Source organism: Friedmanniella luteola, assembly GCF_900105065.1.
Classification (GTDB): domain Bacteria; phylum Actinomycetota; class Actinomycetes; order Propionibacteriales; family Propionibacteriaceae; genus Microlunatus; species Microlunatus luteolus.
On record NZ_LT629749.1, the window covers coordinates 541687 to 555661 of the forward strand.

11 protein-coding genes and 1 pseudogene are annotated in these 13975 nt (G+C 74.6%); 8 read left to right on the top strand and 4 right to left on the bottom strand.

Annotation, left to right across the window (positions count from 1 at the left end; translation table 11 throughout):
* Positions 1-2 precede the first annotated feature (2 nt).
* Entirely contained in the window at positions 3-1364 is a 1362-nt protein-coding gene (locus BLT72_RS02560) for a M20/M25/M40 family metallo-hydrolase (RefSeq protein WP_231930280.1), read from the bottom strand.
* 274 nt (positions 1365-1638) lie between these two features.
* On the opposite strand from BLT72_RS02560, the gene BLT72_RS02565 reads away from it, so the two are divergent.
* From BLT72_RS02565 to BLT72_RS02590, 6 genes are read left to right on the top strand one after another with little or no spacing between them, the layout of a single operon-like run.
* On the top strand, positions 1639-3477 hold the full coding sequence (locus tag BLT72_RS02565) for an ABC transporter substrate-binding protein (protein WP_157720249.1): 1839 nt from the start codon (positions 1639-1641) through the stop codon (positions 3475-3477).
* A gap of 3 nt (positions 3478-3480) precedes the next feature.
* Positions 3481-4512, top strand: a complete 1032-nt coding sequence (locus tag BLT72_RS02570; protein WP_231930281.1) for an ABC transporter permease — start codon at positions 3481-3483, stop codon at positions 4510-4512.
* On the top strand, positions 4509-5414 hold the full coding sequence (locus tag BLT72_RS02575) for an ABC transporter permease (RefSeq protein ID WP_091409744.1): 906 nt from the start codon (positions 4509-4511) through the stop codon (positions 5412-5414). The genes BLT72_RS02570 and BLT72_RS02575 overlap by 4 nt, the downstream gene beginning before the upstream one ends.
* Entirely contained in the window at positions 5414-7207 is a 1794-nt protein-coding gene (locus BLT72_RS02580; protein WP_091409748.1) for an ATP-binding cassette domain-containing protein, read from the top strand. The genes BLT72_RS02575 and BLT72_RS02580 overlap by 1 nt, the downstream gene beginning before the upstream one ends.
* Entirely contained in the window at positions 7204-8151 is a 948-nt protein-coding gene (locus tag BLT72_RS02585) for a S66 peptidase family protein (protein WP_197677176.1), read from the top strand. The genes BLT72_RS02580 and BLT72_RS02585 overlap by 4 nt, the downstream gene beginning before the upstream one ends.
* The gene (locus BLT72_RS02590; RefSeq protein ID WP_157720251.1) at positions 8148-8771 is read left to right on the top strand and encodes a MurR/RpiR family transcriptional regulator; all 624 of its coding nucleotides are present in this window, start codon (positions 8148-8150) and stop codon (positions 8769-8771) included. The genes BLT72_RS02585 and BLT72_RS02590 overlap by 4 nt, the downstream gene beginning before the upstream one ends.
* A gap of 79 nt (positions 8772-8850) precedes the next feature.
* On the opposite strand, the pseudogene BLT72_RS02595 reads toward BLT72_RS02590, so the two are convergent.
* Both BLT72_RS02595 and BLT72_RS02600 read right to left on the bottom strand, forming a co-directional pair.
* Positions 8851-10319 (bottom strand): annotated as a pseudogene (locus tag BLT72_RS02595) (glycine hydroxymethyltransferase); the annotation flags it as partial.
* Positions 10320-10380: 61 nt separating this feature from the next.
* Complete coding sequence (locus BLT72_RS02600; protein ID WP_231930282.1) at positions 10381-11319, bottom strand: helix-turn-helix transcriptional regulator; 939 nt, start codon at positions 11317-11319, stop codon at positions 10381-10383.
* A 100-nt stretch (positions 11320-11419) separates the two neighbouring features.
* Here BLT72_RS02600 and BLT72_RS02605 point away from each other — a divergent pair, with 100 nt between their 5' ends.
* Together BLT72_RS02605 and BLT72_RS02610 are read left to right on the top strand one after the other, a co-directional pair.
* Entirely contained in the window at positions 11420-12151 is a 732-nt protein-coding gene (locus BLT72_RS02605; RefSeq protein WP_091416520.1) for an SDR family NAD(P)-dependent oxidoreductase, read from the top strand.
* A gap of 62 nt (positions 12152-12213) precedes the next feature.
* Entirely contained in the window at positions 12214-12987 is a 774-nt protein-coding gene (locus tag BLT72_RS02610) for a glycoside hydrolase family 16 protein (RefSeq protein ID WP_197677178.1), read from the top strand.
* Positions 12988-13003: 16 nt separating this feature from the next.
* On the opposite strand, the gene rlmB is transcribed toward BLT72_RS02610, so the two are convergent.
* Positions 13004-13975 carry a 23S rRNA (guanosine(2251)-2'-O)-methyltransferase RlmB gene (rlmB, locus tag BLT72_RS02615; RefSeq protein ID WP_091409763.1) on the bottom strand — a complete coding sequence of 324 codons (972 nt, stop codon included), beginning with the start codon at positions 13973-13975 and terminating at the stop codon, positions 13004-13006.

Genomic DNA, 13975 nt, shown 5'->3' on the forward strand with positions numbered 1-13975 from the left:
GCTCAGATCGTGGTGAGCAGGTCGGCCAGCACGGCGGCGCCCCACACCAGCGACGCCACCGGGACCCGCTCGTCGACGCCGTGCACGCCCGTCGCCCGCCGGCCGTCCGGGTCCTCCCCGAGCGGTGCGAAGCCGTAGCAGTGCAGGCCCAGCCGGGCGAAGGCCTTGGCGTCGGTGCCGCCCGCCATGCAGGTGGGGACGACGGTCGCCCCGGGGTCCGCGCGCAGGACGGCGTCGCGGATGGCGGCGAACCAGGCTCCGTCCACCGGCGCCTCGACGGGGCGCTGGAACGAGGTGAACGTGTGCTCGACCCCCTCGCCGAGCAGCGCGGGCAGGGCCGCGAGCAGGGCCTCGTCGTAGCCGGGCGGGCAGCGGACGTCGACCTCGGCGGTCGCCGAGCCCGGGATGACGTTGACCTTGTAGCCGGCCTCGAGCACCGTCGGCGTCGTCGACGCCCGGCTGGTCCAGCGGGCCGGGTCGGCGGCGTCGCCCAGCAGCGCGAGCGCCGCCTCGACCCCGGCGTCGCTGTCGAGGTCGACCTCGACGCCCAGCGCCGCGGCGAGCGTCGCCAGCTGGGACCGGACGACGGGGGCCAGGTGCAGCGGCCACCGGTGGTGCGCCAGCCGGTGCAGCGCGTCGAGCAGCACGACCACCGGGTTGTCGGCCCCCGGCCGGGACGCGTGCCCAGCCGTGCCGGTGGCGGTGAGCCGGAGGTGCATGGTGCCGCGCTCGCCGGCCGCGACGGCGTAGCAGCGGACGGCGGGGGTCACCGGGTCGGCGCCGGCCGCCCGCAGCGCGCGGAACTCCCCGCCCGACTCCCCGATGGCGGCCGCCGTGCCCGCGAACAGGCCGGGGTGGGCGTCCACGAGCCACTCCGCGCCCAGCTCGCCGCGGTCCTCCTCGTCAGCCACGAAGGCGACCACCACGTCGCGCCGCGGCCGCGTGCCGGTGCGCCCCCAGTGCAGCAGCGTCGCCAGCGTGGCTGCGGCCATGTCCTTCATGTCCGCCGCCCCCCGGCCCCAGACGAACCCGTCGGCGACCACCCCCGCGAAGGGGTCGACCGACCAGTCGGCCGGCTCGGCGGGCACCACGTCGAGGTGGGCGTGCACCACCAGTCCGGCGAGGTCGGGGTCGGTGCCGGGGACCCGCAGCACGACGTTGGCCCGCTCCGGCGCGTCGGGCCGGGCGAGCAGCCGCGGCTCGAAGCCGACGGAGCCGAGCTGGTCGGCGACCCACCGCGCCAGGTCCACCTCACCGCGGCTGCGGCCGCGCCCCCAGTTCGTGGTGTCGAAGCCGATCATCGTCCGCAGCAGCGTGACGACCTCCGGCTCGGCGGGTCCGCCAGGCGACGGGGGTGGGGTCACGGGCACCTCGGTTCGGGATACGAGCAGGTCGTCGAAACAGATACGTAACACAAGGAGCCTCAGCATGGCTGACGGCGTGGCGCGGAGTCCACGCACGACCGCGTGTCGATGTGGTGATCATCCTTCCCTTCCACGCGTCCGTGTGCGAGGGTCGGACGCAGTTCCGGTGCGCGAGACGTCGAGGCAGCGATGCTTTGAGTTACGTATCTCTGCCGGAGGCCAGAGCAGTCGCGCGGTCCGCCCGGGTCGTGCGCGGGACGTGAGGGGCGCGCAGATGGTCGATCGGACAGCACCTGGACGCGAGCGCCGGCGCGCGCTGCGACGGCTGACCGGGGCGGTCGCGGCCCTCGGGCTGACCCTCCCGCTGGGTCTGTCGGTGGCGGCCCCGACGCCGGCGGCGGCCGCCGCCGGCGACCTGAAGGTCGCCCTGACCAGCGACATCGACACGCTGAACCCGTTCCTGGCCATCCTCGCCTCGAGCACCGGCATCCTGCGCTTCCAGTACGAGAGCCTGGTGCAGTACGGCACCGACAACGAGGTCGTGCCCGGCCTGGCCTCGGAGTGGCAGACCTCGCCCGACGGCAAGACCTGGACCTTCACCATCCCGGCGGACCGGAAGTGGTCCGACGGTGAGCCGCTGACCGCCGAGGACGCCGTCTGGACCTTCGACGCGGTGAAGGACGAGGAGGCGCTCCAGCAGGCGAACGGCGGTCTGGTCACGAACGTCGCGAAGGTCACCGCGTCCGACCCGCAGACCCTGGTGATGACGCTGAACTCCCCGCAGGCCGCCAACCCGGGGGCCGAGCTGCCGATCGTGCCCGAGCACGTGTGGGCCGACGTCGACGCCGCGACCTACGCGAACGACACCGACACCGTGGGCTCCGGGCCCTTCGTCATCACCTCCTACGCGCAGAGCCAGAGCGTCGAGCTGAAGGCCAACCCCAACTTCTGGCGGGGGGCGCCCAAGATCAGCGGCCTCACCTACGTCAGCTACAAGAGCACCGACGCGGCCGTCCAGGCGCTGCGCACGAGCGAGGTCGACGTCGTCAGCGGCCTCACCCCGGCCCAGTTCCAGTCGCTCGACGGCCAGCAGGGCATCACCACCAACTCCGGCGCCGGCCGCCGCTACCAGGCGATGGCCATCAACCCGGGCGCCGTCGACGCCGACGGCAAGCCGCTGGGCAACGGCAACCCGGCGCTGCAGGACAAGGCGCTGCGCGAGGCGATCATGACCGCCATCGACAACAAGACGCTGCTGGACCGGGTCCTGCAGGGGCTCGGCCGACCCGGCCAGACCGAGGTGCCGAGCGTCTACCCGGCCTACTTCGGCTTCGCGCCGGGCGCCACCGAGCGCACCTTCGACCCCGCCCAGGCCAACCAGATGCTCGACGACGCCGGCTACGCCAAGGGCGCCGACGGGGTCCGCACCGACAAGTCGGGCAAGCCGCTGAAGCTGCGGCTGATGGGGCGCAACTCCGACCCGACGCACCAGCAGCTGGCCGAGTTCATCCAGCCGTGGCTGCGGGACGTCGGCATCGACGTCGAGGTCTCGATGGTCACCCCGAACCAGGTGAACGACGACTCGACGCTGGGCAGGTACGACCTGTACTTCACCGGCTGGGGCATCGGTCCCGACCCGGACTTCCAGCTCTCGATCAACCGCTGCGACAGCCGGCCGAACGCCGACGGCTCGGGCTCCACGAGCGAGTCCAACTGGTGCGACCCGGCGTTCGACGAGCTCTACGACGCCCAGCACGCCGAGCTGGACCCGGCCAAGCGCGCCGAGCTGGTCAAGGAGGCCTTCACGATGATCCACGAGGCCGCCGTCAACGACGTCCTCTACTACGCCGACAGCCTCGAGGCCTACCGCAGCGACCGCTTCGCCGGGTTCACCAAGCAGCCCACGGAGGGCGGCGTGATCACCGGCCAGAACGGCTACTGGGGCTTCTACGACGCGGCGCCGGTGACTGCGGCCGACACCGACCCGGCCGGCGGCGCGTCCGACGGCCTGCCCGGCTGGGTGCTGCCCGTCGGCCTCGCCGTCGTCGTGCTGGCCGCCCTAGGCGTGGTGCTCGGCCTGCGCCGCCGCTCCTCCGCCGCCGACCGTGAGTGAGTCGTGACGCTGCTCGGCGCTGACGAGGCGCTGGTCGCCGAGCAGGAGGCGCCGGCCGGCTCGACGCTGGGCCGCTACCTCCTGCTCAAGGCGGGCGGGGCGCTGGTCAGCCTGGCCATGGTCGTGGTGCTCGGCTTCTTCTCGTTCCGGATCCTGCCCGGCTCCGACCCGGCCATCAACCTCACGCGCGGCCGGCGGGTGAGCGCCGAGGAGGTCGAGCGGCTGCGGGTGCAGTTCGGCCTCGACCAGCCGCTGCCGGTCCAGTTCCTGCGCTACGTCCGGGACCTCTTCACCGGCGACCTCGGCTACTCCTACGTCTACAACCAGCCCGTCGCGGGCCTGATCCTCGACCGGCTGGGGCCGACGCTGCTGCTCACCGGCACGGCGGCGGTCATCTCCATCGTGCTCGGCCTGTGGCTCGGCCAGCTGGCCGCGTGGAAGCGGGGCAGCTGGTTCGACAAGGTGCAGACGGGGCTGGCCCTCACCTTCTGGTCGGTGCCGACGTTCTGGCTGGGTCTGCTGCTGCTCCTGGTCTTCGCCGGCGGGCTGCGGCTGTTCCCCGCCGGCGGCATGATGTCGCCCGGCACCGACGCGACCGGTCCCGCCCTGGCCCTCGACGTCGCCTGGCACATGGTGCTGCCGGTGCTGACCATCGTCGCGGTCGTCTACGCGCAGTACCTGATGGTCATGCGCGCCTCGGTGCTGGAGGAGATGACGGCCGACTACCTGACGACGGCGCGGGCGAAGGGGCTGACCGAGGACAGGGTCCGCACCCGGCACGCCGTCCCGAACGCGCTGCTGCCCACCGTCACCCTCGTCTTCCTCACCCTCGGCGGGCTGGTCGGCGGGGCGGTGACGGTGGAGACGGTCTTCTCCTGGCCGGGTCTCGGCTACCTGACCTTCCAGGGCCTCAGCGCCCCCGACCTGCCGCTGCTGCAGGGCACCTTCGTCGTCTTCTCCTCGATCGTCATCGTCATGAACTTCGTGGCCGACCTCGTCTACCGGGTGCTCGACCCGCGGCTGAGGGCGGCATGAGCACCGCGTCGCCGGCGCGGGCGGGCAGCGCGGCCGCCGCGCGCCGACGGGCCCAGGCCGCCGAGGTGGTGCGGGAGTTCGCGGCGAACCGGTCCGGCGTCGTCGGCCTGGCCCTGCTGCTCGCCGTGATCCTGCTGGCCCTGCTGACGCCGGTGCTGATCCCGCGCGAGACCCTCGACGTCACCCGGCTGACCGCGGCGCAGAACGAGCCGCCGTCGGCTGCGCACTGGCTGGGCACCGACCCGGCCGGCCGCGACGTCGTCGCCCTGCTGCTGTGGGGCTCGCGGATCTCGCTGCTGGTCGGCTTCGCGGCCACGGCGGTGTCCATGGTCATCGGCACCGTGGTGGGGATGGCCGCCGGCCACTTCACCGGCTGGGCGCAGGCCGTGATCATGCGGGTGATCGACTTCTTCCTCGTCATCCCCGGCCTGGTGCTCGCCATCGTGCTGTCCTCGGTGCTGAGCCGCGGCGTCTGGACGATCATCATCGCCATCGGGGTGACCAGCTGGGCCGCGACCGCGCGCATCGTCCGCTCGCAGACGCTGAGCATCGAGGCGCGCGACTACATCGAGCGGTCGCGGGCGCTCGGCGCCGGCGACGTGCACATCCTCGGCAAGCACGTGCTGCCGGCGGTGCTGCCGCTGGTGCTGGCCAACACCACGCTGACGGTCGGCTCGGCCGTGATCGCGGAGTCGACGCTCTCGTTCCTCGGCCTCGGCGACCCGACGACCATCTCGTGGGGCTCGATGCTCAAGACGGCGCTCGACACCGGGGCGGCGACGGCCGGCTTCTGGTGGTTCGTGCTGCCGCCGGGCCTGGCCATCGTCGTCGTCGTGCTCTCGTTCACCCTCGTCGGCCGGGCCCTGGAGGCCGTGGTCAACCCCACCCTGCGAGGTCGCTGATGTCCCCCGAGCCCGTCCCCCCGCTCCCTGAGCCCGTCCCCCCGCTCCCTGAGCCCGTCGAAGGGCCGCCCGCGCTGGCGTGGCGCGACGTCCGGATCTCCTACGCCCCTCGGCTGGGGGACACCGAGCCGGTGGTCGCCGTGGACGGGGTCAGCCTGGCCGTGCCCCGCGGCGGCACCGTCGGGATCGCGGGGGAGTCGGGCTGCGGGAAGTCGACGCTGGCGCTGTCGGCGCTGCGGCTGCTGCCCCGCTCGGCGCGGCTGGAGGGGTCGGTCGAGATCGGCGGCGAGGACCTGGTCACGATGCGCTGGGGACGGCTGCGGGCCGTCCGCTGGACCGAGGCGGCCATCGTCTTCCAGGGCGCGATGCACTCGCTCAACCCGGTCCGGCCGGTCGGGAAGCAGATCGCCGAGGCGCTCGAGCTGCACCGGACCGGCGCGGCGGCCGACGACGCCGCGACGACGGCCCGGGTGGCCGAGCTGCTGGCCCTGGTGGACCTGCCCGCCGGCCGCGCGCGGTCCTACCCGCACGAGCTGTCGGGCGGCCAGAAGCAGCGGGTGATGATCGCGATGGCCCTGGCCTGCGACCCCGACGTCATCGTCGCCGACGAGCCGACGACGGCGCTCGACGTCGTCGTCCAGGCCCAGGTGCTGGACGTGCTGTCCGGCCTGGTCCGTGACCGCGGCCTGACCCTGGTGATGATCAGCCACGACCTCGCGGTGCTCGCGGCCGTCTGCGAGCGGATCGTGGTGATGCGGCACGGCCGGGTGGTCGAGGAGGGCCCGGCGCGGCAGGTGGTCACCGACCCGCAGCACGAGCACACGCGCGAGCTCGCCGCGGCCTTCCCGGTGATCGGCGACCCGGCGTCGCGGCTGCAGGTGGGCACGCGCGCAGGTTCCCGCCCGGTGAGCCCGTCGAACCGCCCTTCGACGGGCTCAGGGAGCGAGAGGGCGGGCTCAGGGGGCGAGGGGGCGGGCTCAGGGGGCGAGGGTCCCGGCTCAGGGGGCGAGGGGGCGGGCGCCGCGCCGCTGCTCGAGGTGGACGACCTCGTCGTCGACTTCTCCGCCCGCGGGACGCGGGTGCGGGCGGTCGACCACGTCTCGCTGAGCTGCGGGGCGGGGGAGGTCGTGGCCCTGGTGGGCCAGTCGGGCTCCGGCAAGACGACGTTGGCCCGGACCATCCTGGGGCTGCAGCCCGCCACCGCGGGCGACGTCCGCTACGCCGGGTCGCCGCTGCCGCGCGACCGGGCCGGGCTCAAGGCCTACCGGCGGCAGGTCCAGTTCGTCCTGCAGGACCCGAGCGCCTCGCTCAACCCCAAGCACAGCGTCTACGAGGCGGTGGCGGAGGGCATCCGGATCCACCGGCTACCCGGCGACGAGGAGCAGCGCGTGCGCGCGGCGCTCACCCAGGCCGAGCTCCTGCCGCCCGAGCGCTACCTGCGGGCCATCCCGCAGGAGCTGTCCGGCGGGCAGCGGCAGCGGGTGGTCATCGCCGGGGCTCTCGCGCTGGAGCCCGGCTTCCTCGTCGCCGACGAGCCGGTCGCCAGCCTGGACGCGTCCGTCCGCGGGGAGATCCTCGCCCTGCTGCTCCGGTTGAAACGCGACCTCGGGCTGGGCGCCCTGGTCATCACCCACGACCTGGGGCTGGCCTGGAACATCGCCGACCGGGTGCTGGTCATGCACCGCGGGCAGATCGTGGAGAGCGGACCGGTGGAGCAGGTGCTGCTCGACCCGCAGCACGCGTACACGCGCAGCCTGCTCGCGGTCGTGCCGTCGGAGCTGGGCCGCCGGTGACCGGCGTCGACGGCCTCGGCCCGCTGGTCCCTGGCGACCGGGTGGCGCTGGTGGCCCCCGCCGGCCCCACCCCGCCCGAGCAGCTCGGCCGTGCCGAGGCGCTGCTGCGCTCCTGGGGGCTGGAGCCAGTGGTCTTCCCCGGCGCCCGGGCGTCCCACCCGCGGGCGCCCTACCTGGCGGCCGAGGACGCGCAGCGCGCCCGCGACCTGGAGGACGCCTGGTGCGACGCCACGGTCGCCGGCGTCTTCGCGCTCCGCGGCGGCTACGGCAGCGTCCGGGTGCTCGACCGGCTGGACGTCCAGCGGATGCGGGCGGCCCGGCCCAAGCCGTTCTACGGCAGCTCCGACCTGACGGCCGTGCACGAGTGGCTGCGCGAGCAGCTGGGCGTGGCCAGCTGGTTCACGCCGATGGTCGGCACCACCTCCGTGCTCGACGACGCGGAGGCGACGGCGTCGCTGCGCGCCGCGGTGCTCGAGGGCCTGGCGGGCCGACGGTGGTCGGCCCGGGCGGCGTCGGTGCTGGTGCCGGGCACCGCGACCGGCACCCTCATCGGCGGCAACGCCTCGCTGCTGGCCATGACGCTCGGCGCCCGCCGCCGCCCGCCGCTGGACCACCGCGGCACGATCGTCCTGCTGGAGGACGTCACCGAGGAGACCTACCGGATCGACGGCTACCTCGCCAGCCTGCTGCGGGCGGGCTGGTTCGACGGCGTCGTCGGGATCGCCCTGGGCAGCTGGCAGGCGTGCAGCCCGCTGCCCGAGATCGAGGCGCTGTGCCGGGAGCTGCTGGCGCCCCTGGGCGTGCCCCTGGTGTGGGAGCTGGGGTTCGGGCACGGGCCCGCGGCGCACAGCCTGCCGCTGGGCCGGCGGGGGACGCTGGTGGCCGAGCCGGGCCGGCCGCCGGAGCTGGTGATGGCGCCGGAGCCTGCGGGGGCGGCCGCGTGAGCGAGGTGGCCCGGCCCCGCGCGTCGACCCAGCTGAAGCACCGGCTGCTGGAGGCGCACCGCGCGGAGCTGGCCGCCGGGCTGGCCTGGGCGTCTTCGGACCCCAGCCTGGAGGCCGCAGCCGCCCTGGTCACGGGCTCGCGCCGCCGGTTCGTCATCGGGGCGGCGACGTCGTTCACCTACGCCTCGCTGCTCGCCGCCAAGCTGAGCGCCGCGCTGGCCAAGGTGACGCTGGTCGACGGGACGATCGTCCGGCCGCTCGACCTGCTGTCCGACGTCCGCGACAGCGACGTGATGATCGCGGTCTCCTTCAGCCCCTACCGGCGCTACACCGTCGAGGCGGCCGTACCGTTCGTCCGGGCCGGCGGGGCGCTGGTCGTCATCACCGACGCCCCCGACGCCCCCCTGGTCGCGCACGCGACCGAGGCCGTGGTCATCGACGCCCCGGGCGACCGGTCCGACTCGGCCCGGCTGCACCCGGAGTCACCGCTGGCGCCCCCGGTCGTCGTCGCCATGGTCATCGACGTGCTGACGGCGCTCTCCAGCGCCAGCGCCAAGGGCGCGCAGCGCCGGATCGCCGACCGGGAGCGGCTGGCCCAGGAGCTGCACCTCTACCTCTGACGCCACCGGCGGACCGACGTGTCAGCGCGTGCGGTCGCCAGCGCGACCACCGACGCTGACGAGACGGCCGCAGCGGGAATCAGAGCTGCAGGCCGGGGTACAGCGGGAAGTCGGCGAGCAGCTCGGCGCAGGCCGCCTTGGTGCGGTCGGCGAGGCCGTCGGCCAGCACGTACCTGGCCTTGCCGGGCTTCCCGTTCGAGGCGGTCGCCGGCGTGGTGCCGCTGAGCACGTCCACGGCCAGCTCGGCCACCCGGTCGAACTCGTCGGCGCCGAAGCCGCGGGTGGTGAGCGCCGGGGTGCCCAGCCGGACGCCCGAGGTGTACCAGGCGCCGTTCGGGTCGCTGGGCACGGCGTTGCGGTTGGAGACGATGCCGGCGTCCAGCAGGGCCGACTCGGCCTGCCGGCCGGTCAGCCCGTAGCCGGAGACGTCGAGCAGCACCAGGTGGTTGTCGGTGCCGCCGGTGACCAGCGTGGCGCCCCGCCGGGTGAAGCCCTCGGCGAGGGCCTTCGCGTTGTCGGCGACCTGCTGGGCGTAGGTCTGGAACCCGGTGGTGCGGGCCTCGGCCAGCGCGACGGCCTTGGCGGCCATCACGTGGGCCATCGGGCCGCCGAGCACCATCGGGCAGCCCCGGTCGACGGAGTCGGCGTACTCCTTCGTCGCCAGCACGAGGCCCCCGCGGGGCCCGCGGAGCGACTTGTGGGTGGTGCTGGTGACGATGTGGGCGTAGGGGACCGGGTCCTCCTCGCCGGTGAACACCTTGCCCGCCACCAGGCCGGCGAAGTGCGCCATGTCGACCATGAAGGTCGCGCCCACCTCGTCGGCGATCTCGCGCATCTTGGCGAAGTTCACGCGGCGGGGGTAGGCGGAGTAGCCGGCGATCAGCACCAGCGGCTTGAACTCCCGTGCGGCCGCGCGCACCTGGTCGTAGTCGATCAGCTGCGTCGTCGGGTCGGTGCCGTAGGAGCGCTGGTGGAACATCTTGCCGGAGATGTTCGGGCGGAAGCCGTGGGTGAGGTGGCCGCCGGCGTCCAGCGACATGCCCAGCGCCCGCTGGTGGCCGAACTTGTGGCGCAGCGACTCCCACTGCTCCTCGGAGAGGTCGTTGATGCCCTTGACGCCCACCTCGGCCAGCTCCGGCAGCTCGACCCGGTTCGCGAGGATCGCCCAGAAGGCGACGAGGTTGGCGTCGATGCCGGAGTGCGGCTGGACGTAGGCGTACTCGGCGCCGAACAGCTCACGGGCGTGCTCGGCGGCGATCGCCTCGACGGTGTCGACGTTCTGGCAGGCGGCGTAGAAGCGGTGGCCGACGGTGCCCTCGGCGTACTTGTCGGAGAACCAGCTGCCCATGGTCAGCAGCACCGCGGGGGAGGCGTAGTTCTCCGAGGCGATGAGCTTGAGCGAGCTGCGCTGGTCGGCCAGCTCCTGGCGGGTGGCCTCGGCGATGCGCGGCTCGACCTGCTCGATCACCGACAGGGCGGCCTGGTAGGCCTGGGAAGCGGTGGCGGCGTAGTCCGCGCCGTTGGCGGCGGCGGTCGCGGTGGTGAGCGTCACGATCTCTCCAGCGGGTGGGGTGCGGGGTGGCCCGGCGTGGACCGGACCGAGGTCAATCTACCGGGACGGGGCCCGTCCGCCGCCCGGGCGTGCTGCGGACGCCGCGTCCTCGGGCTGGTCGACCAGGTCGGCGGGCAGGAACATCTCCGTCCCGACGACGGTGAGCAGGGACAGCGCCCCCGCCTCCGGCGTGCCGGCGGCGGCCGAGTAGACGACGACGGACTGGTCGTCGTCGGGGACCAGCAGGGTGTCGCAGTCCAGCACCAGCGGACCCAGCCGGGGGTGCAGCACGGTCTTGCGGTGGCTGCGCCAGCCGCCGGCGGGCTCGGACCGCCACAGGGCCACGAACTCGGGCGACCCTGCCTGCAGGTCCGCCAGCAGCCGGCGCAGGCCGGGGTCGCCGGGGTAGCGGGCGGCCGCGGTGCGCAGGCTGGCGACGGTCTGGGCGGCGATGGCGGCGCTCTCGCCCGGGCCGACGCCGACGGGGTGCCGGGCCGCGTCGCCGGGCTCGGGCAGGAAGCGCAGCCGGTTCATGTTGCGACGCTCGGGTCGCACCGCCGACAGGTCCCCCAGCAGGGCCGACGCCATCGCGTTCCAGGCGAGGATGTCGCCCTTGGCGCTGGTCACCAGCACGGGCAGGTCGACGAAGCGGTCGACCAGCCGCAGCACGGTGGCCCGGACCTGGAGCGCGATCGTCCCCGGCGTCGGCGGGGCGGACCCGGCGAGGTGGAACAGCTCGGCGCGCTCGTCGTCGCCGAGCCGCAGCGCCCGGGCCAGGGCGCCCAGCACCGAGGCGGACGGGTGCGGCCCCCGACCCTGCTCGAGCCGGACGACGTAGTCGACGCTGATCCCGGCCAGCATGGCCAGCTCCTCGCGGCGCAGCCCGGCGACCCGGCGGTGCAGTCCGGCGGGCAGGCCCACGTCCGCCGGGCTCACCCGGGCGCGGGCGCGGCGCAGCACGGTGGCGAGCTCGGCGCGGTTCACGGCGGTGGTCACCGCCCCAGCATGCTCCGGCGTGGCCGCGCCCGGGTAGGAGCGCCGGTCCCACGACCGACCGGCCCTGGTGCGGGTCCGCGGGGCCGCCGACGCTGGCTCCATGACCACACCTGCTGCCTCCTCACCCGTCGCCCTCGTCACCGGGGCCAACAAGGGTCTCGGCCTCGAGACCGTCGTCCGCCTCGCCGCGCTCGGCTGGACCGTCCACCTCGGCGCCCGGGACCCCGAGCGCCTCGACCAGGCGGTCGCCGAGGTCGCGGGCCGCGTCGACGGCGCCGACGTCCGGCCGCTGCCCCTCGACGTCACCGACGACGCCTCCGTCGCCGCGGCCGTCGCGACCGTCCGGGCCGCGTCCGGCCGGCTCGACGTGCTGGTGAACAACGCGGGGGTCGCCGGCACCCACGCCGCCCCGGCCGACACCGTCGCCGCCGACTTCCTGCCCGTCTTCGGGGTCAACGTGCTGGGCCCGGTGCGGATGACCGCCGCGTTCCTGCCGCTGCTCCGGGCCGCCGCGGCGCCCCGGGTGGTCATGGTCTCGAGCGGGCTCGGCTCCTTCGGCGTGACGACGGACCCCGGCCGGTTCGAGTCCCAGGTGCCCTCGGTCGTCTACCCGTCCGCCAAGGCCGCGCTGAACATGATCACCAGCCAGTACGCGAAGTTCCTCGACGGCGTCCGGGTCGTCGCCGTCGACCCCGGCTACACCGCGACCGACCTCAACGCGCACTCCGGGCCGCAGACGGTGACGGAGGGGACCGACGCGGTGGTCCAGGCGTGCACCGCGGACGACCTGCCGGGCACCTTCTTCAGCCGCTCGGGCGTCGAGCCCTGGTGAGCCGTCCGTGGACGGTGCCCCGGCGGCGAGAACTGTCGGTGGTCGGTGCTGGACTGGTCCTCGTGACCGAGCAGCCTCCCGGCCCGACGTCGCTCGACGAGCGCTTCGCCGCCGGCCTCGACGAGCAGACCTGGACGCCCGCCTACATGCCGGCGTGGAGCTCCCGGGCCGCGGCCGCGGCCACCTGGTCGGTGCAGGCGGACGGCCTGCACCTGAGCCTGCCGCCCGAGCACCCGCGGTGGTGTCCCGACCTGCACCCCGGCGCCCTGCGCGTCTCGGCGGTGCAGAGCGGCAACTGGTCCGGCCCGCTCGGCAGCACGCGCGGCCAGCAGCCGTTCGCCGACGGGCTCGTCGTGACCGAGGAGCAGCCGGCGCAGTGGGGCTGCACCCCCTGGTACGGCCGCGTGGAGGTGGAGTGCCGGGCGGTCCTCGACCCGGCCTCGATGTTCTCGGCCTGGATGGTGGGGCTGGAGGACCGGCCGGAGCGGTGCGGGGAGATCTGCCTGGTCGAGGTGTTCGGCGACACGGTCGCGGGCGGGTCGGTCGGGCTCGGCTCGGGCCTGCACCCCTTCCGCGATCCCGCCCTGCACGAGGAGTTCAGCGCCGAGCCGACCGCGCTCGACGTCGCGGGGTGGCACCGCTACGCGGTCACCTGGACCCCGGACGGCGTCACGTTCTCCGTCGACGGGCGGACGCACCGGACCTCGGCCCAGTCCCCGGCCTACCCGATGGAGCTGGTCCTCGCCGTCTTCGACTTCCCCGACCGGCGGACGGCCCCGGCCACGCTGGTGACCGAGCTCGACGTCCGCCAGGTGCAGGTCCGACCGCCCGGCTGACGGCGGCCGACCCGGGTCAGCGGCGGCTGCGGGCGATCTCGTAGAGGGCGATGCCCGTGGCCACGCCCGCGTTCAGCGACTCCACCGACGCGGTGATCGGGATGGACGCCAGGGTGTCGCAGGCCTCCCGGACCAGCCGGGACAGCCCGTCGCCCTCGCTGCCCACCACGAGCAGCAGCGGGCCGCTGGTCTGGGGGAGGTCGGCGATGTCGGTCTCCGCCTCGCCGTCGAGGCCGACGAGGAAGAACCCGGCGTCCTTGTACGCCCGCAGCGCCCGGTTGAGGTTGGTGGCCCGGGCGATCGGGATCCGGGCCGCGGCGCCGGCGGACGTCTTCCACGCGGCGGCCGTCATGCCCGCGGAGCGGCGCTCGGGGATCAGCACGCCCTGGGCGCCGAAGGCGGCGGACGAGCGGACCACGGCCCCGAGGTTGCGGGGGTCGGTGATGGAGTCGAGCGCCACGACCAGCGGCTCGCCGTCGGTGTCCAGCGCGGCGGCCAGCAGGTCGTCGGGGTGCGCGTAGGTGAACTCCGGCAGCTGCAGGGCGACGCCTTGGTGGATCGCGCCGCCCGTCATCTTGTCGAGCTGGTCGCGGGTCACCTCGAGCATCGGCGTCTTGGTGTCGGCCGCCAGCTTGAGGATGTCGCGCAGCCGGTCGTCGCGCTCCGCGCCCTCGCTGATGTAGGCCGTCTTGATGGGGATGCCGGCCTGCATGGCCTCGAGGACGGGGTTGCGGCCCGCCACCCACTCCGGGCCCGTGCCGGGCCGGCCGGTGCGCTGGGTCGGCCCGCTGCCGCGGTCGCCCCGACCGCGGGCGGCGGCGGCCGCCGCGGCCTTGGGCGAGACGTAGGACTTGTGGTACGGCCGGTCCTCGGCCCGCGGCGTCGCGCCGCGGCCTTCCAGACCCCGGCGGACGCGTCCGCCGGAGCCGGCGGTGTTGCCCTTGCCCTTGCGGCGGACGGCGCCCTTGCGCTGGCTGTTCCCGGGCAT

Excerpts from the sequence above, each read along its gene's own strand:
- BLT72_RS02605 (WP_091416520.1), top strand. The coding sequence starts at position 11,420 with ATGACCACACCTGCTGCCTCCTCACCCGTCGCCCTCGTCACCGGGGCC.
- rlmB (WP_091409763.1), bottom strand. The coding sequence starts at position 13,975 with ATGCCCGGGAACAGCCAGCGCAAGGGCGCCGTCCGCCGCAAGGGCAAG.
- BLT72_RS02575 (WP_091409744.1), top strand. The coding sequence starts at position 4,509 with ATGAGCACCGCGTCGCCGGCGCGGGCGGGCAGCGCGGCCGCCGCGCGC.
- BLT72_RS02580 (WP_091409748.1), top strand. The coding sequence starts at position 5,414 with ATGTCCCCCGAGCCCGTCCCCCCGCTCCCTGAGCCCGTCCCCCCGCTC.
- BLT72_RS02565 (WP_157720249.1), top strand. The coding sequence starts at position 1,639 with ATGGTCGATCGGACAGCACCTGGACGCGAGCGCCGGCGCGCGCTGCGA.